At 42.0% G+C, this 25,047-nt stretch carries 13 protein-coding genes; 1 reads left to right on the top strand and 12 read right to left on the bottom strand.

The window, feature by feature from the left end; all coding sequences use genetic code 11:
- Positions 1–10: 10 nt before the first annotated feature.
- From KZP23_RS15375 to KZP23_RS15330, 10 genes are all read right to left on the bottom strand, one after another.
- Complete coding sequence (locus KZP23_RS15375) at positions 11–1,012, bottom strand: hypothetical protein (protein ID WP_226332676.1); 1,002 nt, start codon at positions 1,010–1,012, stop codon at positions 11–13.
- A gap of 89 nt (positions 1,013–1,101) precedes the next feature.
- Positions 1,102–2,880 (bottom strand): FAD-dependent oxidoreductase, encoded by a 1,779-nt coding sequence (locus KZP23_RS15370; RefSeq protein WP_226332675.1) that lies wholly within the window; start codon positions 2,878–2,880, stop codon positions 1,102–1,104.
- 21 nt (positions 2,881–2,901) lie between these two features.
- Complete coding sequence (locus tag KZP23_RS15365; protein ID WP_226332674.1) at positions 2,902–5,388, bottom strand: hypothetical protein; 2,487 nt, start codon at positions 5,386–5,388, stop codon at positions 2,902–2,904.
- 90 nt (positions 5,389–5,478) lie between these two features.
- Complete coding sequence (locus tag KZP23_RS15360; RefSeq protein WP_226332673.1) at positions 5,479–6,954, bottom strand: alpha/beta hydrolase fold domain-containing protein; 1,476 nt, start codon at positions 6,952–6,954, stop codon at positions 5,479–5,481.
- A gap of 57 nt (positions 6,955–7,011) precedes the next feature.
- A complete protein-coding gene (locus tag KZP23_RS15355) occupies positions 7,012–9,312 on the bottom strand; it encodes a discoidin domain-containing protein (RefSeq protein WP_226332672.1) in 2,301 nt (766 codons plus the stop codon).
- Positions 9,313–11,685 (bottom strand): TIM-barrel domain-containing protein, encoded by a 2,373-nt coding sequence (locus KZP23_RS15350; protein WP_226332671.1) that lies wholly within the window; start codon positions 11,683–11,685, stop codon positions 9,313–9,315.
- 13 nt (positions 11,686–11,698) lie between these two features.
- On the bottom strand, positions 11,699–13,987 hold the full coding sequence (locus KZP23_RS15345; RefSeq protein ID WP_226332670.1) for an FAD-dependent oxidoreductase: 2,289 nt from the start codon (positions 13,985–13,987) through the stop codon (positions 11,699–11,701).
- A complete protein-coding gene (locus KZP23_RS15340) occupies positions 13,984–15,645 on the bottom strand; it encodes a sodium:solute symporter family protein (protein WP_226332669.1) in 1,662 nt (553 codons plus the stop codon). The genes KZP23_RS15345 and KZP23_RS15340 overlap by 4 nt, the downstream gene beginning before the upstream one ends.
- 111 nt (positions 15,646–15,756) lie before the next feature.
- On the bottom strand, positions 15,757–17,445 hold the full coding sequence (locus KZP23_RS15335) for a RagB/SusD family nutrient uptake outer membrane protein (RefSeq protein WP_226332668.1): 1,689 nt from the start codon (positions 17,443–17,445) through the stop codon (positions 15,757–15,759).
- Between the two features lie 11 nt (positions 17,446–17,456).
- Complete coding sequence (locus tag KZP23_RS15330; RefSeq protein WP_226332667.1) at positions 17,457–20,564, bottom strand: SusC/RagA family TonB-linked outer membrane protein; 3,108 nt, start codon at positions 20,562–20,564, stop codon at positions 17,457–17,459.
- A 357-nt stretch (positions 20,565–20,921) separates the two neighbouring features.
- Between KZP23_RS15330 and KZP23_RS15325 the strand changes: the two genes are divergently transcribed.
- Positions 20,922–21,938, top strand: a complete 1,017-nt coding sequence (locus KZP23_RS15325) for a LacI family DNA-binding transcriptional regulator (RefSeq protein WP_226332666.1) — start codon at positions 20,922–20,924, stop codon at positions 21,936–21,938.
- Positions 21,939–22,006: 68 nt separating this feature from the next.
- On the opposite strand, the gene KZP23_RS15320 is transcribed toward KZP23_RS15325, so the two are convergent.
- On the bottom strand, positions 22,007–22,885 hold the full coding sequence (locus KZP23_RS15320; RefSeq protein ID WP_226332665.1) for an AraC family transcriptional regulator: 879 nt from the start codon (positions 22,883–22,885) through the stop codon (positions 22,007–22,009).
- 522 nt (positions 22,886–23,407) lie between these two features.
- Positions 23,408–24,862, bottom strand: a complete 1,455-nt coding sequence (gnd, locus tag KZP23_RS15310) for a decarboxylating NADP(+)-dependent phosphogluconate dehydrogenase (protein WP_226332663.1) — start codon at positions 24,860–24,862, stop codon at positions 23,408–23,410.
- Between the last annotated feature and the right edge of the window lie 185 nt (positions 24,863–25,047).

The following is a 25,047-nucleotide window of genomic DNA, read 5'->3' as shown; positions in this document are numbered from 1 at the left end:
ACTTTAAGATTTAATCCTCTACTATTCCTGAATCCATCACAAGATAGCCATACCTGTTTTCACTACGTGCAAATTCTGACAAATTGGTTTTCAAAGAATTGCTTAACTCCCCTGAGTTGCTCACAAGTTCCAAATATTCCAACAGCTGATTCTTAGACATTTTATTTAAATACTTGGAGAGCTCTTCCAAACTATGCGAATAAACAAGGGCAACTTCCTTCAAGCTTTGAAGCAAATAAAACCTTGAATTGACATCCAAAAGCCCATACAAACTGCAGACCTTTGCCTGGAAATCCAAGTCATTCCAAAGTGGGCTAGGCACCTTTTGTAATATTGTTTTCCTTAAAAGGGGATTACCTTGCTTCAAGCCAATGATCAAAAAGGGGATATTTTCCGAAAGCTCATCTACGCTTAACTGATCTACCGCAAAAATTCGATAGCTGTCTCGATCGGAGTTCATCATTTCAATGGCAAGTTCTTTAGTATACGACTTTTTAGTTTGCTCATTGAGCAGGTTTTGTATTTCCCCTTTATGTGCAATATGCCAAAGCGTATAAGAGGTATAAAGTGCCCCCTTTACCACCTCTTCTTTTATTTCCAAAGCAGTGGCACCTGTAGTACCATCAATTACATCAGAAGGCCTCAAAATCTTCTTATCGATTAGCTCATCCTTTCTTTTGAACTTTAAGATAGTTCCATCATTCATGAGCAATTCATGTAATTTTATATAATCCTCCTTTTCAAATGGTTCATGGTCAAATTTGGTCAGAGGATGGCCTGCGAGTGTGTCATAACCAATATAATTACCTGTCAAATCCCAAAACAACTTGATATGCAATAATTCACATATTTTATCTTCACATACTGCAGTAGCAAATTCAGAACTATAAAAAGCAGGAATTCCATGAAAATTGTACAATTCAATATTAATTGGTTCAATATAATCGTCTTCCGAATAACTCCCTATAGAGATACCATCATAATTTTCTTGGCTTTTTAAGGTTAGTTCCATAAAAAGAGGTTTAAAAAGTTCTTTCCCCTCAAAACCCAATAAGAGCAAAAAGGGGAAAGTAAAAAGCATTAATTTTCTATAATAGCACTTCACTTTTGCTTTTCTATTAACTCTAAATATTCGTCCAAATGATCCTCATAAACAGACCTAGGATCACATTGGTATTTGGCACAAATGGCAGCAGCAAAGCCCACTGCAGCCCCCATTTGACCAGTAGTCCTCATTACCCTTGGACCTCCTAAGCCGATATGAGAACAGCTGAAATTACGCCCTGCCATAAATAGGTTACTGATATTTTTGGAATATAAGCTTCTATAAGGGATATAATACATTGGTGTTCTGTAAAATATGGCCTCTGACAGAAAATCAGGTTTTGAAGCATCTTTTAGATTTTGTTGGTAATGCACGTCCACTTCCCTTTCTTCCATTACCACAGCATCAGAAAACTTTCTTTGCTCCGTTACATCATTAAAAGTAAAAATATAATCTCCTACCAACCTTCTGGACTCTCTTTTCCCAACTAAATAAGAAATCCACTCAAATTTAAGTTTTTCCATGCCTGGCAACTCCTTTTGATTGGCAAAGGATCCATAGATAGCTTTTAGCATATGATCCCTGATTTCTTCTGCATCCTCTATTTGGTGATAATCCAAACGGGAAAGCTCCCACTTCCATGTACCAGCTTTTGCTTCATGTCCCATAGCTACTTCTTCTGCCCAAGGTACTTTAGGGAATTCATAAGCTTTATCCGCTTGATAAGTTCTCCAAAGCACAGATGAACCCATTACGAATCCATCTGCTTTATTGGGAGACCACAACTCTCCCCATTCTTCATAAGCCTCACCATATTGATCTACAGCTTCCCTACCGTAGGAAAACTCTGCACCAGCCCAATAGCCTATCCAGCCATCTCCTGTTGAATCGACAAAACGAGGTGCCTTGAAACGGATTCTTTTTCCTGCTGAGGTGTGCCTTGCATCTACCGCTGTAATGGTATTTCCCTCGGCCAAAGCATCATAAGCTCTCCAATTGGTGTATAGCGCTATATTCTTATATTTTGATATATTTTGATGACGCTTATCTTCATCCCTATAAGCTTCTGGCGAGCCATTTGGATAATGTTCCGTATCCAGCATTTTGAGGATTCTTTCAAAATTGCCATAAATCCCTAATGTATGCACGCGAATTTCACTACTGGCATTTCCGCCCAATACAGGTCTATCATGAATCAGAGCAACTTCCAGACCTTGCTCCGCTGCGGCAATGGCTGCTGCACAACCGGCAATTCCACCTCCAACTACCACCAAATCATATTCTTCCACTACAGCTGGCTGGTCACTTTCACCTTTGGCACTTTTCCTCCATTCAGCCAAGGACTTTCCAGCTCTAGGGGGAACATCGTCCCTTGATTGAGAAAAATAAATGGCATCACATCTTCCATCAAAGCCTGTCAAATCAATTAACTCTAGCTCAACAGTCTTTTTCTTTAATTCAGCCATACCTACATACTCCCAACCCCAACCTGCTTGGGTTCCTAATTCACTTGACAGTACATTACCATTTACAGCCAATTGAAACCTTCCTGGAGCTTTCCAGTCCCCTGGAGCCCAGTTCTTACTCCTTACCCAAATATGGTATGCCCCTTTATCCTTGATTTTAAAGCTCGTAGAGGCATTTGACACGGGCTCCCCCATGCCATGTGCTAGCAAATAGGGAGATCCCATTTGTTCGACAAACTGCGGGTCTACCAACCAATCCCCTAAATCATCAAAGCTTTCCGCTTCTATCAAAACACCATTTTGCCGGCCATATCCAGTAGTTATAGCCAACAAAGTAAAAATTACTGCAAAGAGATATTGCTTCATCATAATCTATTTTGGATATATTGTTTATTTATAATCTAACCAGCTGGTAGCCTTGCAATCCTGATCAACGCTAAATCGAATCCATCTTACTTGGAAATCATCAGGGAACACATATTCCAGCTTCTCCCCTGGCTTTACTTCAAAAGTCTTATATTCCATCCACGGACCATGTCCAATAGGTTCTACTTCTACAGTAAAGTTAACAGGTTGAGCTGCATCATGAGACAATGTCATTGACTTCTTATCATAAAACCCTATCAAATATGGATCAGAACTTTCATTAGCCTGAACCTTAGTGTTTTTCCATGGTCCTCCTTGCCCCATAGGCTTGCCCAACTCCCATAAATCATCAATTACTCCTGCCCATACTGCAGCTTTTCCGTCTTCAGAAACAATCACGTGTTCTGAATTCCCAATTTCAGGATCAATCCCGGTCATCACCAATAATCCCCTATAAGAGGCATAATCATACACTGCCAAATTATGGGAAGATACAGGCCTTACCTTTGCAAAACCATCTGCATTTTCGGCTGGTAATTCATAGAATGTTCCATGTAAATTCATCAGATCTCTCTCTGTAGCTACTTCTCTGGCAATCCGCTGAATACCATTATTGGTAAGCTTATCAAACTGAGCATCTCCCAAAGGGAATCTCCATCTTCGACCCAAGTCGTCAATTACCAGCACAGAACTTTCTTCAACACTTACCACCTCTTTAGGAATGGCAAATTTATTTTCGATGAAATCAGATGTTTTCGGATCTTCCTTTTTCAGCAAGTTCATATTTCCATCCAATTCATAATAAGCTGTTTTTTGAAATTTCCCCTGCTCAACATTTCCTGCCAAAATCCCCAAACTTCTTCTATTATCTCCTAAACCATAAAGCAGTCCTGCATTATAACTTTCTTCCTCAATACTGGCCATCCCCTCAAACATTCCTTTATCAGACCTGTCAAATCGACTGTTGTCTGTGTAAGTAAAAAACACCGTTCCTTTAGTTGATTTATCAGCTATTACCCTAATCCATTCCCCTTTTTCCTCTTTTTCAAATGAAACATCCACAGAGCTATTTGCTGGGACTTCCACTTCTTTAAGATCTTGCCATTCTCCATTACCACTGATATCAACCTGAAAAGTAAGATTGACAGAGGATGTTCCATTATTATCAACCCATGCTATACGTTGGTCCCAACCTGCGAATAAAAATGGATCTGATGCTTCTCCTGCTTTAATATTTTCATTGATATAAAGTGATCCCTCAGCTGTATTTGGTCCCAACTGATCTGGCTTGTCCATGCTTGTAAACCAAAGATTGGAATTGGACTGGCCTGGACCTTCAATGCTTCCTTTGACGTTTCTTTTGTTCAAAAACTCTTTTTGGGCAGAGTCATCACAACCAAACACCAACTGATCGTTCCATCTGGTGTAATCGCCTATAACCTTCAAATAGGCTGACCTGGGTCTTATCCCTTTAGTATTTCCAACGCTAAATGTTTTAGGGAAATCCCAAAATAAACCGTGCATAGTCATTAGGTAATCAGGATCATTTTGAGTTCCTATATCTCTAATTCTTGGCCATTCTGTATTCCATCCATGTGCCCCATCGTAAGAATGTGAAGCCTTCGGAAGTCTAAAAAACTCCCAACCTTTCTTATTGTCCCTTACACCAAGTAAAACAGATCTGTGATCCCATCCTGTAGCCCAAATAGGATCTGTTTCCGGATTTGAATTACCATAAATCCCTCCAGGACCGGTAATTTCGACAAATTGGTTTCTTCGCACCAATTTCCAGTTCTTTCCATCCCACTCTGCCAAGGCCCCTGCTTCAATATCAAATTGTCTTTTGGCCTCCGGCACATCTTCCCCATTATTGGAAAAGACCATTACACCCTGCCCAGAATACAAGCCCTTTCCATGCGCTCCTGGTAGCAAGGGACTAAACTGCGGTTCCTCGCCCTTTCTCCTCACCTGATTACCATCCACATATAGTTCTTTTACCTCTAAACTCTCCACATCCACTTCATAAAATCCTTCTTCCATGGTTCCATAGTAGATTTTATTTTCTGGATCTGTCAGGTGTCGAGCATTTCCAGTATGCCTTCCAGGCATTTTATCATAAGATATCACCCTTGGCTTTCCCTCCTCATCTATTGCATAAGGACCAATAAACAGCTGCTTACTTTCTTCATGAATCATCCTATTGGCAGGTGTTCCTCCTATACTTTCCTTATGGACAATCTGTTCCAATCCAGGGGTCACTTCATATAGTTTATCCGAAGATCCATAAGGCATATGGGGTCCATAAGTGATCACCCAAAGCCCACCGGCCCATGGAACCACCGCCCCTGTACCACACTCTCCTTCATCATTATAATAAGCCAAATGAGGGTAAATACCGCTGAATTGCCTGAATGATGCCCCTCTATTTTGTTTGTCCTCATTGGATTGGCATCCTATATTGGCAATCAAACAAAAAAATAATGTAACAACTATTAGATTTCTATAATTCATATTCTTATGGGGTTATGTCAAATTGTATTAAATCAAACCAAGCTTCATTCCATCCAAATCATCTTGACTTAATGAGAAAAACAAAAGCATTCAATAGAAATAGCCCTGTTTTTTCAGGAAGGCTTCTGTATCCCTAAGAGTGTGGAAATAAGCCTCTCCCACACCCTTACGGTAATAAAAGATGGGGTGGCCGGCTCCCCTATAAACTTTTAGCTTTCCTTTGATACCAAATGCTTTCAATTGGTCTATGTATTTCTCTGCATTATTGACGGACAAATAAGGGTCTTCACTTCCCAATAAAATAAGACTAGGCGGAGCTTCTTGATCCAAACAGTACAGGGGAGAGATTGCTTTGTAATTTGCTTTCATCTCATCAGAACCATATCCCCCAGGTGCGTTGTCTATTACCGGATAATAAAGGATATTCAGATTTGGCCGGGAACTTATCACCAGATTTTCCCCTGCTTTATCATAACCATCAACCGTAGCAGTGGCAGCAGCCAGATATCCTCCTGCTGAGGCACCGGCCACCGCTATTTTATCGGCATCTATTCCCAACTCTTCCGCGTTTTCCCTCACCCAACGGACCGCAGACTTGGCATCACTGATACAATCAAAGATGGTGGACTTATCCAGATAATCGATGCGATAGTCTGCACTGATGGCCACAAAACCTTTTTCGGCAAAATGCGCACATTCTCTATAAAATTGTAGGGGAGATCCCACCTTCCATCCTCCACCAAAGAAAAACAGGATACAGGGCTTCTTCTTTTCTATATTGCCTGGTTTCTTAGTAAAAATATGAAGTTTTAAATCCCTGTTTTCCACCTCCTTATAGGTAACCAAAGTTGGCTTCAATGACCATTTGGGAGCTTTTAAAACCTCTCTCAGGGCATTGAACCAATTCTTTGCCATTATTTCAGCCCCGGCCTTATTGGGATGTACCTTATCCGTTACAGTATGCTCTTTCCATAAAAATCCAGTTGCCTGGTCCACTAAGTAAAGGCCGTCATACTGCTCTTCCAATGTCTTTACCATGGAAGCAGTGGCAGCATTAAGCGATGGCAGATAGGCATATTTTGGAAGCTTACCACTTTCAATGACCTGAGCCACCATAATAATGGCATCTGGATTTATCCTCTTAATTTTATGGATAATGGTACTTTGCGCTTCAATGATCTGGGCTATCGGTTTTTCTTCAGAAAAATGGTTATGTCCACTGTGCAGCAATACAATGTCAGCAGGATATTGATGGTAAATACTATCAATCTGCTGCGCCAGAAACTCCGTAGTTTTCCCTCCAAAACCTGCATGGGCTATCCCTCCTATTCTGGAGGGGCTGTTATTTGGGCCAATAAACTCAACCTGATAGCCTTCCGTAAAAAGCTGCTCCCATAAGGGGTATAAGTAAGAGGAAAAGGAACTTCCTCCCTCGGTAATGGAATCCCCCAAAGGCAATAAAGTATAACTCCTTTTGGCTTTAGCACTGGGAACAATTGCTTTTTTACCGGTTTGTGCCAAGCTGCTGTACCCCAGCAGAACAAGTACAAGAAAAAAGACAAGCATGAGGCTATGCATTAATGACTTTGGGCAAGTTTTATCTATGGTAACTTCCATTTCCTCTTATTGGACAGTTAGGCTGTTTTCGGATTGCATAAAACCATAGCCATAAGAGGCTGTTAATTTTCCACCCTTACGGACAGGAAGTTTTTGATCACCAATCTTCAGCATCCCTTTTTTGATCCTAAGATTTGTTTTGAGTTCATCCATATATGGATCATGTTCAGTCACAGTGACCACAATGCTTTGCCCCTGCTCATTGGTCAATCTTACAGCTGCTGTTTCACGCTTTTCCTGATGGAAATTAACAGGGGCTTTTAGGGAGACAATGATTTGGTTCTTTTGCTGCAAAAGGTTTACACTGCTGTAATACTTTGCCAAATAGGCCATGCTAAGATTATAAGCGGTATTGAACTGCACCCATCCTTCCGTCCACCCTAAATTCCCAACTTCCGGATGGTTAGGATAATGGAAAGATTTTGGGGAGCCATCAAAGACGAATTTGACTTCCTCCAATAAGCCAATCCCCCCCTTGTGCATGCTGTACCAACCTTTGTCCACTCCTTCTATTTCTTCCGGCCCATTGTATGAAAAATGTCTTCCTGTGGGGTTTCTACCAAATGCATTATCAAAGTGCGACCAAACCAATATTTCCAGTTCAGCAATCAGTTCATTGTCTTCCAATATAGACATAGCAGAAAGCGCCGCTGCCGGAAACCCCAATACATTGCCTGTTTCATTCCAACTTGGCGGTGTCCATTCCTTTTCGCTGTATTTTCTAAAATCCCAGTAATTGTCTGATCTTGCCAGTGCCACTTTTGCCCATTCTTCCACCTTTTTGTGTAATCCTTTCGGGGCCCTGTCGGGATATTCATGGTAAAAATAGGCAAAGGCTCGCATGGTCACATGTTCGGACATCCGCTGGCCCTTTGTCACCATCGGATCCTGCCAATCCAAGTACTCGATCAGCCATTCCATTTGCTGATAGGCAGCATGGAAATATTTATCGGCATCTTGCTCCCCCTGATCTTTTGCCACTTCGTACATCATCAGATTAGGTATCACGGAATAACCCGGAGGCATTTCCCCTTTTGTTGTGCCTATGGAAGTTTTTAGAGACAGAAGATTATGGTCGGTACTTTGATCGTATTTTGTAGTGGAATAATCTCCCACTTCACTTTTAGTCCACTTTTCTTTCAGATAGTCATAGACGACTTCGAAATTCTGTCTGGGCAACCACCCCTCTAAGTATGGCCAAGCGTAAAGAAAATAGGCCAGTTCGCACTTCTGCATTTCATGTTCCAATTGCTGGGAAATTTTCACATCTGCATCCCAATGGATCAGCTGGACAAGATCCGGGGTATTTTCGTCATAGGGAAGCAGCTTCCCCCATTTGCCCAGGTACTTATCATCAAAGTCACTGTTGGGGACATACCGAATGGTCTGTTCCATATCTTTAAACACAGAGGGATTGGCCAAGAACATGGTAACCAAACTTTGCTCCGCCCAATTAAAAAAATCACCATCTCTCCAGGCCCAGGACAAAGGCCGTATTTGATCCGTAGTGCCCACATAATGCCTGGCTCCGATCATAAAATCCACCATGTTTCGATAACTGATACGCTCCAGCCAATTGATCCCGATTCTAAACGGATAGGAACGTTCCTCTGCGGACTCAATATAGAACTCTTCGCTTGAACGAGGTTCAAAATCGGTAATATCCCCTATCCCAGCATTAATTTCTCCACTATAAAGTACCTTGTCGTCGCTGTTGCTTTTGACATGAAACCTTGTTCCTTCTTCAGCAGAGGGCATGGAAAACCGTTTTGTCCGATGAAGGTTATAGCCACTTTGGTTGACCAAAATTCTTGGTACCTCTTCCACTGAACTGTCCACATACTCTTGCCCATAAATTTCAATCTCTGAAATGACTGCTTCACTTTTTTCTTCCGTATACAAGCGGATGCGGTCAGCCAAAATGGGCTTTTCAGGATTTACGCGAACCGTAAATGCATCATTTTCAGTCACGTTTTTGATATCTCTCCATTGACCATTATGCATCACTTGGATTTTAAAAGAAGTTAATGGAGTCTGAAAACTGTCAAACGCCACCATTAAAGTACTTATTTCAGTAGCTCCGGGCAGTCTGACCATGATCCATGAGGCCTCCTCATTTCCACTTATTTTCCATCCGTTTCCAGACGCTTTAAGTCCATCTATTACTTGACTTACTTGCTCCCCTTCTTCGTCGGTACTTGCTTCAACCTCCCCCAATACGGCTAGATTGTTTTGTTGGCAAAATGTAGCAGTGGCTCCACCAACAAACACCACGAACGTTAATATGAATGTCTTTACTTTATACATTTATTCAGTTGCTTGGATTTGATATGACTTTCCTTTTTCGATTTCAAAATAATACGCTTTCATCTCTTCGTCCCAAGTAAGCTTTCCCGTGGTATTTTCGTTGGTAGTCAAGCTAAATGACCTGCTGCCCGCTTTGGGAGTATGAACGGTAGCTTCAGATAGGCCATCCGGAAAAACAAAGCGATAGGATTCTCCTTTAAAATTCAAGGGAAAATAATAGCAATACAGTGCTTGATCTTTACGTAATACTAGGCAGTCTTTTCCTCCTATAAAAAGCGGCACTTTCTCATCCGGGAAAGGATAATTGGTATAGGTTTTTCCCCCATCCAGCACCTTTTTGGTTTCCCAATCCATCCATTTTCCCTTGGGCAGGTACACATCCCTTTTGCTGGCCTCGGCGTAATCATTGCCGAAAAGTGGTGTAGCCAAAAGGGATTCACCGATCAGCCAACTGTATTGTCTCTTGGTATTATTTGCCAGATCATAGGTATTGCTATCATCAGGGAATGCCAAAGGAAGTGGGGTCATGGCAAAGGGGAATCCTGTTTCATATCCCCTGACCACCTCACTATAAATATAAGGCACCAAGGAGTAATGAGCATCAACGGCTTTTTTAACCACATTTTCATATCCTCCATTATCCAAATGCCAAGGCCCATAGCCCATGGACATGACCGGCATCACGGCCGCCAACATGGCATTCCTCACAAAATACCGCTTTTGATCTTCGGTCAAGGGACTTTTCAGGTACTTCCCTGCCACAATATCCGGATACACGTTCCCGACACCACTATAAGCATAACTTAGGGCATTAATGGGAGTTCTGTCCTGGTCAAAACCGTATTTGGTATCTTCTAAGCGCAACACATCTCCAGGAACACCATAAGCCGAATTTCTCACCATGACAAGCTGCTCTCGATCCATCAGCACCTCGTTTACTTTGTTTTGTTTGGCATCATTTCCCAACAAAACCCCATCTTGGAGCATCAGATCTTCTTTAATCCCATCTACTCCCCAAAGTGAATATTTATTGACAAACCAATCCACGGCATCAGGCTTGTCGGTGTCCAGCAAATAGGTCTTTCCTTGCGGAAAATTCACATCAAAAACCTGTGCTTTGCCTTCCGGATTTTTGATGAAATAGCCATTTTTCAATCCTTCCAAAACATATTTGCCATCATTTTCAGGAGAATAATTGCCTCCATCTGCAGGTAAAGCCTTAAAATTGATCCGGCTTCCCAGTAGCAGTTTGATATCTCTTTCTTTAAAAAAGCCCTTGAGCCCTTCCACCTGCGGATATCGGGGATTGGGCAGACCGTCTTCCCGTTTTTCTGCCGGAATGCTGTCCCAAATTCCAAAAGCCGTGGTACTGCCCTCTTTGGGGCTTCTCCGCTCCCCTTTCCAAAAACCACTACCTACCACAGCCCATTTTATCGGAAAGCCTTTCTCAAGGTATTTATTGATATCCTCCTGAACGGACGATTGATAGGTATTCCAGCCCAAAGCACCAAAAGCTTCATAACCCAGTTCGAAGAAATCAAACTTGGGCTTTTTGGAAGGATACCCGTTGTTTTCCCTGACCTGGGAGTAGGTTTTATAAATGGTGTCCATCTCCCCAAAGAAAAAATAGGCATTGAATTCTTTTTCTTTGGACAGGCCCATCTTATTTTCCTGTTGATTGATGGTGACACTTTTTTCCCCTTTCCCAAAGACCACCTGAGCTAAACCGTGAGCTGGAAATACGGCAAAGGTGGAAACAAACCGGTAGTGGTTCCAATTATGGGATTTTGTCTTGTCATTGATAAAATGTTCATTGCTATAACCGAAAATATTGGTTTTCCCCTCATATCCACCGTAATCGCCCAAACCATATACCGGGGACATACTGGCACTTCGTATCGCTGCATTTACTTTTTGGGAAGGGTCGGCATCCCATATCTTGATATGGAGATAATGGTCCGAAAGTACAATCCTACCGTGAAGCACCAAACCGGCTCCATTTTTCACCTTTACGTCAAGCTGGTCTTCCCCGGTTTTATGGCTTTCAAGAAGATGGGCATCACTCACCTTTTGTCCCACCTCTCCGATCAGTATTCCGGAAATCGGGTGTTTGCGCAAAACTTCTTTTCTGTCCTGATCCAAAATCCAAAAAGAGCCATTGGAAGGGTCTATTTTAAAGCTATGGTTGTTATTTTCAAGCCCAAGTATATCCTTCTGAACACCTTGGGCCAAGCTGGAATGTGCAGATCCAGACAGGATTACAATACCACAAAACAACAGCGGTAAGGTACTTTTACATTTAAGGAATGAAAAGCAGCCCACTATAGCTTTTGATGGATGCTGGAATAGTTTTCTACAATTAAGAAAGGTCATTTTAAGTACTCGTTTATTGGGCAATAAGTCCAAACAGCGCTGCAGGCACATCCTTTGAAGGATGGTCTAGCTCAATCGTCAGTTGATCCAATTCCAAACCGTCAAATCTTATGGTATTCACCGTCTGATGGTTATCCTCCTTTTGGTAAAGGATTTCTCCACGTTTATCTAAAATACGATAGCTTTTTACACAAAATGGGATTTCACTTTCCGGATGGCCCATTAAAGTAGATTCCATGGGATGGTCATAGTCCGTGTCAAAAAACAATTTCAGTTCTTTGATACTTTGTTTTTCTTTCCATGCAATTTGAAGCGTGGGGTTTGCATCATTCAAAGAGGCCACCCAGGCATTTACTTTGGTCGTAGGCCTAAACACTCCCGGGAGTATATTGATGGCCCCGAATGGTTTGAGGGGAACTTCCAGTTCAAAAGCCAGATTATGCCCCTTCGGTCTTCTCTCCGGTACCCAAAATTCGAACTGATCTATGCCGATGTTTTCAGGCGGGGATTGCAGGCTACTTGTAGCCACCGATTTATTGTATTTATTGGAAATGGACAAAACACCGGTCAGGCGGCTATTGCTGCACTTTACTTCCAAAACATCATTTGCCATCAGGCAGACGAATAAGTACTGGGATGTGGTATTTTCATAGTCAAAATCCAACGTCACACATTGTTCTCCCGCTACCAACTGTACCTGTTGCTTTGCGATCACCTCATCGGGGGTAAAATTGCCTGCCTTGCTGCTTTTACGTAATTCCACCTCTAACACCGTCGCCTGTGAAGCCCTGACACGGAAATTCATGGCCGGAATCTTAATTTGCTCGAAAGGGAGCAATTGTCCAATGGAAAACTCCAGCGGCTTCCATGGCCCATCAAAGGGCAATCCTTTCAATGCATACTCACTGCTTACAGTAAGGTGTGCACTGCTGAGCACATTTCTCTCATTGCCCAATGGCTTATTGGGGATATAATGCCCTGTGGCCAATAGACTGTCCTGAAGTGAGGAAAGGTGATCTTTGGGAATAATTTCATGTGGTAATATGCTCTTTTCCCGACATATCTTTGCAGCCATCCCCAGGGCTTGCCCATTATGGGCACAGGTGGCCATCACCCTGGTAGACCCAAAAGCTACATGGCTGGCACTAAGCAGTCTTCCCCCGAGAAAAAGGTTTTTGATGTTTCGGCTGTACATGCTTCGGAAAGGGATTTGATATACCCCCTTTGAATGCCATTGGGTACAGCCAGGATTTTGGCTATACACACCGTCTGCAGGATGCAGGTCCAGCGCCCAGCCACCAAATGAAACGGCATCAAAATGCTCCCGCTGCTCCACTACATCCCTTTGTGTCATGATATAGTCCCCTTCAAACCTCCTGCTTTCCCGCTTACCAGGTACTGTACCCACCCACTCCAAAGTCAGGTTTTCCACCCCATCATACTCACCAGAATTCTTCACATGGTTCCATATCCCGTAGACAATGCGCCATAATTCCCACTTGATCTCCTCACTGGCCAGGATAGTATTACTCCTCCCACCATACTCCACCCACCACAAACGGCAACCATCTTCCCTTAGGTTAAAGGTTTTAAACCTTGGCAACTCGGTGATATCCTTTTTTGCAAAACTCGGCGCCATGTATTTCACTGGCCTACCCACATCTTTGGTGTAGAAATAGATGGAGTGGCCCAACAGTTCACCATAACTGGCATCCGGGGCAAACAATTCTCCAAACTCCTCTTTGATTTCTGCTCCCATTCTAAAGGCTGCTCCGGCCAGAAACCCCAACAGCCCATCCCCGGTAGCATCCACATACAAAGGTGCTCTTAGGACATATTCCGTAGAGTTTTGGCTACAGAAAGCACGGATAAAATCAATCTGGTCCCCTTCTTTCTTTTCAAGCTCATGAACACAGGTGTTGAGTAAAAGGGTGATATTATTTTCCTCGGTGACTTTTTCCAAAAGAATAGTATCCAAAATAATTGGATTGCCTTCAGGGTTGCGGTAAAGGTTTTCGACCAATATTTCATCGATGACCCCACCTTCCCTTGCCCAACGGTTGTTGTTGCCCATGTGTGAGGTTGCGCCCAAAATCCACAGCCGCACTTCAGATGAAGCATTTCCCCCCAAAACAGGCCTATCCTGGACCAAACAGACCTTGAGTCCTTCCCTTGCGGCGGTAATAGCACAGCATGTTCCTGCCAAACCACCACCTGCAATGACCAAATCAGGTTCCATGTTTACCCGATGCGTATTTCTTTTTTCTTTGGAAGCAGTACCTATCTCCATTTTATGATTCATATTGTTTTTTTAACACTCGATTTTTGTATTTTTTTTACCCTGCTCAGTCCCACTCCCAATGTGATGATAAAAGTCCCCATGATGGCTAAATATATGGCCGCATGTGCTGCCCAAACCGTGAGTACCAAAAGCACCAGACCTATGGAATACAGGGCAATGGAGATCACTTTGAGGCCGTACATGTTTTGCTCACTGCTGGGATCACTTTCCTCCTTATTGCCGGAGCTCAGTTCTGGGATCACCGATGAAGCCTGTCCCACTATCAGGGCATAAACTTCGTAGCCGGCCAAAAGTATCACCGGGAGCAAAATCCCCAAAAGCATCTCTTCGCTCCTGTCCAAGGAAAAATCCATCGCCCAAGGCGTCACAAACTTGAAAAACAAATTGATGATTAAACTGACGAGGGTTATTTGCAAAATGGAAGCTCCAGTAAGGCGCTTGGAAAACAAGGACCATATCGCCGGACCATACAAAGCCCCGGCGGTCACGGCTCCTATGCTTAAAACCACCTCCACTATTCCCCCGGCCATAGGTACCAAAAAGGCAATCATGATGGTACCTGCCCCAAAGAGCAAGGTGGAAAGACGGGCAAAACCCATTAATTTTTTCTCGGAAAGATGTGGCCTCAAGGGCTTATAAACATCATTGGTCAATACGGCTGCCGCCAGGTTCAAAGAAGTATTGACCGAGCTGGCCGTGGCAAAGATCATCCCTCCTAGCATCAGCCCCAGCATCCCCACGGGTAGTACTTCTTTGCACATCAATAAATAGGCTCCTTCAGACTCCAATCCGCTCAGGGAGGGGTCAAGGATTTTATATACCATTGGAGGAAGCATCCAGATGAGGGGACTGATCAGGTATAATCCTCCAAAGAGATAGCCAACCTTACTGGCTGATTTTGAATTTTTAGTCGTGGTATACCGCTGTACATAGGCCCAGTTCCCGCCAATAAATACCAGGTTATAAAAACAAAAGGCGAAAATAAACAAGGGAGTGTATTCACCATTGAACACCTGAAAAAAGCCATCCGGAGCTTTGGAAATCAAGGTATCGATTCCATTGATCTCATCCAATGACAAAGGGATGACAATCAATACCGCCGAAGTCAGTATGACAAACTGTAAAACATCTGTAACCACCACTGCCCATAAGCCTCCCACTGCTGTATAAACCATGATTATCCCTCCCAAAATCAATATGGAATGGTAGATATCCAAGCCTGTACTTACATTGACAATTTTAGCCACTGGGTACAAAAATGCCCCTGTATAGCCCAAAGAGATAAATAAAAACAGGTAAGTGTAGTACTTTTGTACTTTTTCACCAAATCTCTTTGTCAGATATTCTGCTACGGTCAAAACACCTGTTTTTCTCCACTTCGGAGCAATAAAATATCCTACCAAAAAGCCACTTAGGCACATCATCATCTGGATGGTGATGGCCACCAAACCGTATTCATATGCAATGGAGCCCCATACAACAAAGGTACCTGCCGAAAAGAAGCTCATAAACAGCGATAGACCATTGATGCCCCAGGGTACTTCCCCTCCGGCAGCAAAAAAGGATTTCATATCTCCCCCCCGCTTTCCAAAGGACAGCCCCACCATTAAAATGATCAGGGTGAAAACAATTATCGTTATATAATCGAGGTACTCCATTTGTACGCTTTTATAGGTCAGTTTAAAGGTTGAATAATGGTCAATACTATGGCAGAAGTAGCAGCCCAAATGATCCGTAAAACCAAATTTGGGCTGCCGTTTTTTTAAGGTTTAATAGCCTGGATTTTGTTCCAAGTTTTTATTGATCAAAATCTCCTTTGTAGGAATAGGCCATAAATACTGTCTGGAGGCATCAAAACTCCTTATGGCCAAGCGCTTGACCAAACCGGCCTCATACATAGGGGACAGATCTGCCAAACCGTTTTCATCAATTTCAGGAGTCATAGGGAAAAACCACAGGTTTTGATCTACCACCTTTGCCTTCAAATCTGCCACATCTAGCAGGCCGTAGATATTCTGATTAAGGGCCTTCTCAGCTATTCTCCACCTGATAATATCACTATACCTGATATCTTCAAAGGCCAATTCCATTCTTCTCTCCATTTTAATCGTCCTTCTCAACTCACTTTGATCGGTTGAAGTAACTGCAGGATAAGCATTGATATTGCTTGGATCCACTTTGTAGGACCTTGCACGTACCCTGTTGATCGCATCATAGACAGACTGATCGATTTCATTCAGTTCGATTTTTGCCTCAGCATACATCAAAAGCACATCCGCATATCGCATCAATATCCTATCGTTCTCTGCATTGAAATTGGGTAACCAATCCTCATCAACCCCTTTTTGCAGAAGCAATCCATTAAAGGAGGCATAAGCTGCCACTGACTTGGTGTCATTGTTGGCCTGCCTGGACCCCGTATTATAATTCATAACCGTCAGGGAATCAGGATGGGGTTGGTAGGTAAAATTAAGGTGAACGGACTGAAACTCCACAATGGTAGAAGCACATCTGGGATCCCTGTTTTCGAAAGGATTATGGGGATCATACAAAGGCGATTCATCTATAGGGAGGCCATCGGTACAGAGGAAGGCTGAAAACAAATCCCAAGAGGGAGCCTGAGCGCCACCCCATCCACCGGCATTTCTGGGCAGAAAGTCCCTGACATACCACGTTTCATTCAGCTCTCTGGATCTCGGAATGGCAAAAATAACTTCAGCGGGATTTCTGGTCCTGGTAAGAAACAGTTCATCAAAATCAGGATAGAGTTCATAAACCCCTAAATCCATACAGGCTTTGGCTGCTTCCTTGGCAATCGCCCAATCCCCCATTTGCAGGGCAAACCTAGCTTTCATGGCGTATGCAGCTCCCTGTGTGGCCTTTTTGTTTTCACTGGAACCATAGGAATCAGGAAGTTTTTGGGATGCTATATCGAAATCACTGTAAACAGCTTCTTTTACCTCATTTTTAGCTGTTCTGGACAAATCGAAAACCTCATCCAGACTCAGCACATCTGTTGAATAAACCACATCACCAAAAAGGAAAACAAGCTCTGCATACTTTTGGGCCCTGACAAACCGGGCATTTCCTTCAAACTCGTCAATCGTCTGCTGGGGTACGGTGCCCTGAACCTTATCTAAATTGGCCAAAACGGTATTGGCCCGGGCGATGACTTTATAGGTATTGGCCCAAATAGAGGTTATTGTTCCCCATTCACCATTGATAGTCGCATTGGTGATGGGAGTGAGTGCCTCTCTCCGGGTATAATCATCAGTCCACTCGTCACTTAAAGATGGCCAAAAAACCGACCTGTAAAAATCGTTTACCGACATTTCAATTTCGGTCTCATTGGAATACCAAGCCTCACTTGATCCTTCCGATAGAGGATTCAAGTCCAGATCAGCACAGGCTGAAAAACCCAATAGACCGAAGAGATATATAATTTTAGTTGTTTTCATGGTGGTCAAAATTAAAATTGAATGTTTGCTCCTAATACAAAAGAAGACGTGATAGGATAGCCAGTCAGGGAAACCTCAGGATCCCAACCTTTAGGATAATTGTTTATCGTAAAGACATCACTGGCATTGAAATAAACGCGCATGTTTTTCACACCTACTCTCCCCGTTACCTCGGTTGGAAGCGTATAGCCAAGCGAAATATTCTTCAATCTCATATATCCTCCGTTGATAAACCAAAAATCTGACATGGCAAAATTGTTACTTTCACTGTTTCTGGATAACCTGGGATAGCGAGCATCAGCATTTTGTTCTACAGTGTTATACATGCTCCAATAATTTCCTTCAATGATTTTCGGAATATTGCCCCAGTTTTCGGGTAATGGCTGAACCATCAGCCCGGACATCCTGGAGTTCTGCTTACCTACCCCTTGGATGACCAGTCCAAAATCAAATTGCTTATAATCAAGACGGATATTCCCTCCGTACATGTACCTTGGCAAACTTCCTCCCAGCAAAACCCTATCGTACTCTGGAGAGATCTTTCCATCAGGTTCTCCATTTGGACCACTGATATCTTTATATTTTACGTCGCCTGGTTTTACGGAACTGTTGAGAACCGGTGAATTGTCCACCTCTTCTTGTGTTTGAAAAAGACCCTCTGAAACATAGCCGTACCATTCACTGAACTGGCTTCCTTCCATTCTCACCTGACTGCCCAGGAACTGGATTCCTCCCAAATCTCCCATGGTGGATACAAAATCGGAAACATTTAGCCCTATGGAATATCCCAGCTCTCCGATATCATCACTCCAGCTAAGATCCAGTTCCCAACCATTGGTGTACATTTCTCCGGTATTTTGGTCAGGATTGTCAAAACCGATATAATCGGGAATTTCCAGAGGCAAAAGCATCCCTTTTGTCGTTTTCTTGAAATACTCCCCTGATAGCATCAACCGGTAATTGAAAAAGTTGGCATCCACTCCAATATTATATGAAACCGTCTTCTCCCAGCTGATATCAGGAATGGCGTATTGCCATTGAGCTGCAGATTGGGCAGACACCACATTGCTTCCCTGATGGAACAGTGGGTTGGCAAAGCCGATAGAGGCCTGGTAAGGGTAATTACCTATTCTCTCGTTCCCAAGGGTACCATAAGAAGCCCTCAATTTCAAGAAGGATATGGTTTCATTATCTTTTAAAAAGCCCTCTTCAGAAAGTGCCCAACCTGCAGAAAAAGAAGGGAAAGATCCCCATCTATACGCTTTGGCGAACCTTGATGAGCCATCGTAGCGGATATTTCCTTGTAGAAAATATTTTTCTGCGTAGTTATAGGTAAGTCTACCAAAATAGGAATTGTAGGCATTTTCATAGGCGTTTCCTCCGTTGTTCCGGAAATCGAGCGGTCCTAGATCCAAATAAGGAAAATTGTCCAAGGTATACTGCCCTCTTGAAGCACTTAAGCTTTCATACCTTGCAGTAAAACTTTCGTTACCCACTAAGATATTCAAAGCATGCTTGCCAAACTTCTTGTCATAATTAGCCAGAAACTGCGTGGTTACCTGGGTATTGTCATTCCGTGATTCAGAAAGTCCGGTAGAGGCAGCCCACTGCAAGGTGCCCAAATAGACAGTAGGGTCATCATAGGCATAGTAAGGAACCCTTTTCTGAAAATTCTTGCCCTTGTAAAAATTAAAATTCGGTGAAAGAACCGCCTTCAGCTGAAGTCCATCAACCACTTCATAACTTGCAGCCAGTCTACCGCCAATCTGGTTTTCCCAGCTTTTTCTGAATCCACCATATTTGAGCTGTCCATAGATATTGTGGCCGCTTTTTCCTTCTCCTACCCTTCCATCGCTCCATTCTGCAGCAAAGACAGGCGCAGATATCCACATGTTATAAATTGGATCCATACTTGGTAGGTTTTGAACTTCTCTCCTAAAAAAGATATCTGCTGTTACGCCCAACTTATCGGTGATTTTCCCATCGGTATTGATCCGAGAGGTGATCCGTTCAAAATCCCTGCCCATGTACAATGCGCCGAACTTATCGTAAACCACCGAGGCCTTGGTCTTGATAGCATCTCCACCACCGGCTATATTGATGGAATGATGCTGCCGAGGAGCCTGTTTCTTCAAAATCAAATCCACCCAATCGGTAATCGGATATAGGTCAGGATTTTCCGAATTGAGCTGAAGGTAATTTTCAACCTGCTCCTGGGTGTACATTGGATATTCATTCGCATTGTTCCCGTTATCGTTCCATCTCAGTTCATTCACTACCTCCATATAACGGGTGATATCCACATATTCCGGCACAGTGGTCGGAACTTCAGCTCCGTATTCCACATTATAGGTAAGGCTGAGGTCGCCCTTTTTTGCCCTTTTGGTGGTGACCACAATCACCCCTGCAGCAGCCCTGGCACCATAAATGGAGGCCGATGCCGCATCTTTAAGCACAGAAATACTTTCTATGTCATTCGAATTGATATCATCGATGCTGTTGACTGGAACCCCATCCATGATGATCAACGGGTTGCTGTTCCCGATGGTGGTGATCCCCCTGATGCGGATACTGGCAGAGGCCCCCGGAGCATTATTGTTTCTGGTTACCATGACCCCTGGCACTGCCCCTTGAAGGGCCTGGGAAATCTGGGACGTCTTCCTTTGGGCAATATCCCGACCCGAAACGGTTGCTACAGCGCCTGTAAGGTCGCTCTTTTTTTGAGTTCCATATCCGACCACCACTACCTCTTCCAAGGCCGATAATTTTTCCGAAAGGGTGATGTTGAGTTGTGTCTTATTGCCTACTGGCACTTCCTGAGATTCGAAACCGATAAAGGAAAACACCAAAACAGGATTGGGATTGCTATCTGGTATAGTGATTTTATACTCGCCTTCCATATCCGTGATGATTCCCGTCGAAGTACCCTTTAAAAGTACACCTGCACCCGGAAGGGGCTGGCCTGACTCATCAGTGATTTTTCCGGTTACCGTCTTTTCTGCCGTTTGGAAAAACTCGGAAGACTCGGAGAGCTCCCTACCATTGGCTGCATAAGAGAGTACCTGAAACCAGCATATCATCAGTGCGCATGCTGAGAGCTTCAGTAATTTTTGCTCCATTAGATTGGTTATTTTGGTTAAAACTGGGTTACTAAAATTGTTCCTTAGAATCAATTTCATTCACAATATACCCCACAACTCAGTATTAAATTAGCGATTTTTCAATATTTTTTTCATTTTTACACCGTAACCGTTACCGATAACGGTTACATTTACGAATTCAGCAACAAACCCATTGTTTTACAACAAAATCAACAGACTTAATTTTCGTTATTTTATCAGCAAAAAGCGAATAATCGTATTTTCTTATTATTTTCCCTTATCTAGTTTCAGCAAAATATTATATTTAATGGGCTCTTTAACATGATAACAGTTGAAGACCATTAACAATATTCCACCTCAAAGGCTTCTTCAACCATGAGTAAAAAAGTAACCACTATCAGAGACATTGCATATCGCCTAAATGTCTCTGTAGCTACTGTTTCCAGGGCTCTTCGAGATTCTACAGAAATAAAAAGAGAAACCAAACAAGCGGTTTTGGAGATGGCCAAAGAAATGGATTACCATCCCAACCTATTGGCCAGTAGTCTTAGCAGCAAAAAATCCAAGATACTAGGGGTGGTGGTACCTACCATAAACAGGCAATTTTGGTCCAATTCCATTTCAGGAATAGAAAGTGTAGCCTATCACCATGGCTATAAGGTAATGATTTTTCAGTCGGCAGAATCAGTAAAAAAAGAAATAGAGATTGTTGAGACATTGGCCAATAGTCGAGTTGACGGGATTTTGATTGCACTCTCAAAAGAAACAATAAACTACAATCATATTAATAACATATTGAAACGAGGAATTCCAGTACTTCAGTTTGAGCGATCAAGTACTGACCTCGATACCCAGAAGGTAATAACAGATGATTTTAATGGGGCTTTTGAACTCGTTCAACATTTAATTGATTCAGGCAAAAAAAATATAGCCTATTTGGGAGGGCCAATCTCTTTAGGGGTTTGTAAACAACGTTTGAAGGGGTTTCAGCAAGCACTTCAGCAAAACAATGTCACCGATAAAGAAAATTTAATTATTACTATTGATAGTTTTGATTATCAATCAGCTGAAAAAGCACTCAGGAAATTTTGGTCTTTAGAGAAAAAACCAGACGCAATTTTTTGTTTTGCCGATATTTTAGCCATTGGTGTCATGGCAGCTGCTAAAAAATTAAATATTAGCATTCCACAAGAACTTGCTATAGTAGGTTTTGGAAACGATGATATTGGAAGATTTGTTACCCCCTCGCTAACCACAATGGCTCAACCTTCTTTCGAAATGGGAAAATTAGCAGCTGAACTTATCATGAATGAAATTAACGATGAAGAAAAATACTGCTCCAGACGTGAAGAAATAATTCGACCACAATTAATCATAAGAGAAAGCTCTTAATAATATTATTCTATTGAAAGAAACAAAACTAGCAAAAGGTAGAAACCATTTACAAAATATTCCTTCAACTATTTATTATGATAATTCCTTTGAAATTTTGATGGACTTATCCCTACTATTTTACTAAACAAACGCGAAAAATAAGCATAATCCTCATAACCCAGATCTTCAGCTATCAAAGCCAGACTTGTCTTGGAATGACTTAATAACCTTTTGGCCTCAAGTATTACTCGGTCAATTATCAATTCTGAGGGAGACTTTCCTATAGCCTCCTTGGTCAACCTGTTGAGATGCCTTGATGTTAAGTGCATCATATCAGCATAGCTCCCAACAGATTTTTCATTTTTATAATTAGCTTCTATCAATAATTCCAATTCCCTGAGATGTACAGAATAGGTTCGTGCCTTTGATAATTTAGCTACTGTATTTTTTAAGTACAGCCTGCTTAACTCAATATAAATCAGGTTTAATAGTGAAATGATTTTGGATTTTTTGAGGTAATCCTCCTCTTTATTGGCCAAATAAACACTTTGAAACAAATCGGAAATATAATCTATCTCTCCTAGCTTAAGAGACAATTTTGAGGGATTCAATAAAGAGTAAAAAAAGGGAAAATCATAAATGGTATTATCGGTAAAAGCAGCATCAAAGAATTCTTTCGAATGGAAAAATATATATCCATCAGTATCCTTCGACAACTCCCAATGATGAGATTGACCAGGATTTAACATGAAAACAGTACCAGGCTCTATAGGGTACTGCTCAAAGTCAATTTCATGTGACCCTTTCCCCTTTGTAAATAGGACTGTAAGAAAAAAATCATGCTTATGGGGTACAGTTATCTCATCCTTATGAAGAGTCAAATGATCCTTAAAAGTATTACAATAGAAATCAGGCAAAACCTCTTTTTCAAATTTATCTAGGTGCAATACATTAAGTAAGCTCATACACTTATGTCCTATTTATCCAAATACCTGCAACATATATATCATATACGACACACCAATACTAGTTAATTTTGTTCAAAAATATACTATCCCAATTATGATCAGCAATATCTTAAAGAAAAAATGTCCTGTATGTCAAAAAGGAGAAGTATTTGAAAATACCGGTTTGCTGGGTTTCTTCTTCATCCCAAAAATGCATCAACACTGCCCAAATTGCCAGCACCGATTTGAAAAGGAACCCGGGTTTTTCTTTGGGGCTATGTACGTCAGTTATGCGCTATGTGTATTAGAAGCTGCTATTTCTTTTCTTCTCTATCTGACCCTAGGAATCAATGACAAATATCTTATTTACTTACTAATTGCACCAATAATTTTGCTATGGTCATTTAATTATAAAATGTCCAGGGTAATTTGGATGCATATTATATAATCCCCTTGTCAAATATCAATGGTAAGAAAAAGGGGAAACTGTTGCTTCCCCTTTTTCTTTTACAAAGTCATTTTTGCTTTAAACAATAAATATTAGCTGTTATAGGCCGTAGACACTGTATCCGCACCTTCTCCCGTCCAATTGGTATGGAAGAACTCACCTCTTGGCTTATCAATACGCTCATATGTGTGCGCTCCAAAATAATCTCTCTGTGCTTGTAGTAAATTGGCAGGCAGCCGCTCTGATTTGAAGCCGTCAAAATAACACAATGCTGAAGCAATGGTAGGTACTGGAATACCGTTCATTACTGCGGTAGCACAAACATTCCTCCAACCCTGCTGAGCCGCCTCTACTTTCTCCTTAAAGAAAGAATCCAATAATAAATGAGGGAGATCTGGTGATTTGTCAAAGGCCTTTTTGATGTCTCCCAAAAAGGCTGAACGAATGATGCAACCACCTCGCCACATCAAGGCAATATCACCATAGTTCAACTCCCAGTTATAAGCCTTAGATGCTTCCATCAACAAATTATAGCCTTGGGCATAAGAAATGATCTTTGCCCCATACAATGCCATTTTAAGGTCATCCAACATTTTGGCTTTATCGCCATCAAAGTTCACTTCTGTTGGCTTAAATACCTTAGAAGCTTGGACTCTTAGGTCTTTCTGAGCAGATAGGAAACGAGAGAAAACTGATTCCGCGATCAAAGTCAAAGGAACTCCTAAGTGCATCGCATCAATACCAGTCCACTTACCTGTGCCCTTTTGCCCCGCTGTATCCAAGATTTTCTCTACCATAGGCTCACCGTCAGTGTCCTTATAAGCCATGATATCTGCAGTAATCTCTATCAAATAAGAATCCAATTCCTCCTCATTCCACTTCTTAAATGTGGCATGCATCTCATCATAGGACATTTTAAGCACATCCTTCATAAACTGATAAGCTTCATTGATGATTTGCATATCTCCATACTCGATGCCATTATGGATCATTTTCACATAGTGGCCCGCACCATCTGCACCTACCCAATCACAACAAGGGACCCCTCCATCCACTTTTGCAGAAATAGCCTGAAAGATCTCTTTTACCTCAGGCCATGCCTCTTTGCTTCCTCCGGGCATCATGGATGGACCACGCAATGCTCCGATTTCTCCACCAGAAACCCCCGTACCAATGAACTTAAATCCTTTGCTCTCTACATACTTGGTTCTTCTAATGGTGTCTTCATAATAAGAATTACCTCCATCTATTATAATATCACCAGGTTCTAAATGAGGAATTATCTGATCAATAAAATGGTCAACAGGATCTCCTGCTTTCACTAGCATCATTACTTTTCGAGGTGTTTCCAATGACTCGACAAGCTGTTTTATAGAATGGGTACCTATAAACTTTTTCCCTGCTCCTCTTCCTTCAATAAATTTATCTACCTTTTCTGTAGAACGGTTAAATACAGCTACTGTAAAACCCTTGCTCTCCATATTTAAGACCAAGTTTTCACCCATTACCGCCAATCCTATCAGCCCGATATCTGCTAAATCCTTCATATTTATGTTGTTAGTTATTTATTAGTTCCCTATCAATTGAAAAACCCAATTCCAGGGAAATTATTTAGGTTTTTGGGAGCGTTAAAGATAATAAACCCTTAGCATTATTTCATCAATAAAACATTTGCCTTTGTGCTATTTCCAAAAAAGTCAAAGGGCAAAAGCCCTTTTATGAACATAATCTT

Origin of the sequence: Echinicola marina (assembly GCF_020463795.1) — a bacterium.
GTDB lineage: Bacteria > Bacteroidota > Bacteroidia > Cytophagales > Cyclobacteriaceae > Echinicola > Echinicola marina.
Note: the sequence above shows the minus strand (reverse complement) of the source record. Positions and strands in the feature narration are given on the sequence as shown.

Excerpts from the sequence above, each read along its gene's own strand:
- KZP23_RS15370 (WP_226332675.1), bottom strand. The coding sequence starts at position 2,880 with ATGATGAAGCAATATCTCTTTGCAGTAATTTTTACTTTGTTGGCTATA.
- gnd (WP_226332663.1), bottom strand. The coding sequence starts at position 24,862 with ATGAAGGATTTAGCAGATATCGGGCTGATAGGATTGGCGGTAATGGGT.
- KZP23_RS15325 (WP_226332666.1), top strand. The coding sequence starts at position 20,922 with ATGAGTAAAAAAGTAACCACTATCAGAGACATTGCATATCGCCTAAAT.
- KZP23_RS15330 (WP_226332667.1), bottom strand. The coding sequence starts at position 20,564 with ATGGAGCAAAAATTACTGAAGCTCTCAGCATGCGCACTGATGATATGC.
- KZP23_RS15355 (WP_226332672.1), bottom strand. The coding sequence starts at position 9,312 with ATGTATAAAGTAAAGACATTCATATTAACGTTCGTGGTGTTTGTTGGT.
- KZP23_RS15345 (WP_226332670.1), bottom strand. The coding sequence starts at position 13,987 with ATGAATCATAAAATGGAGATAGGTACTGCTTCCAAAGAAAAAAGAAAT.
- KZP23_RS15320 (WP_226332665.1), bottom strand. The coding sequence starts at position 22,885 with ATGAGCTTACTTAATGTATTGCACCTAGATAAATTTGAAAAAGAGGTT.
- KZP23_RS15375 (WP_226332676.1), bottom strand. The coding sequence starts at position 1,012 with ATGGAACTAACCTTAAAAAGCCAAGAAAATTATGATGGTATCTCTATA.
- KZP23_RS15340 (WP_226332669.1), bottom strand. The coding sequence starts at position 15,645 with ATGGAGTACCTCGATTATATAACGATAATTGTTTTCACCCTGATCATT.
- KZP23_RS15350 (WP_226332671.1), bottom strand. The coding sequence starts at position 11,685 with ATGACCTTTCTTAATTGTAGAAAACTATTCCAGCATCCATCAAAAGCT.
- KZP23_RS15335 (WP_226332668.1), bottom strand. The coding sequence starts at position 17,445 with ATGAAAACAACTAAAATTATATATCTCTTCGGTCTATTGGGTTTTTCA.
- KZP23_RS15360 (WP_226332673.1), bottom strand. The coding sequence starts at position 6,954 with ATGCTTGTCTTTTTTCTTGTACTTGTTCTGCTGGGGTACAGCAGCTTG.
- KZP23_RS15365 (WP_226332674.1), bottom strand. The coding sequence starts at position 5,388 with ATGAATTATAGAAATCTAATAGTTGTTACATTATTTTTTTGTTTGATT.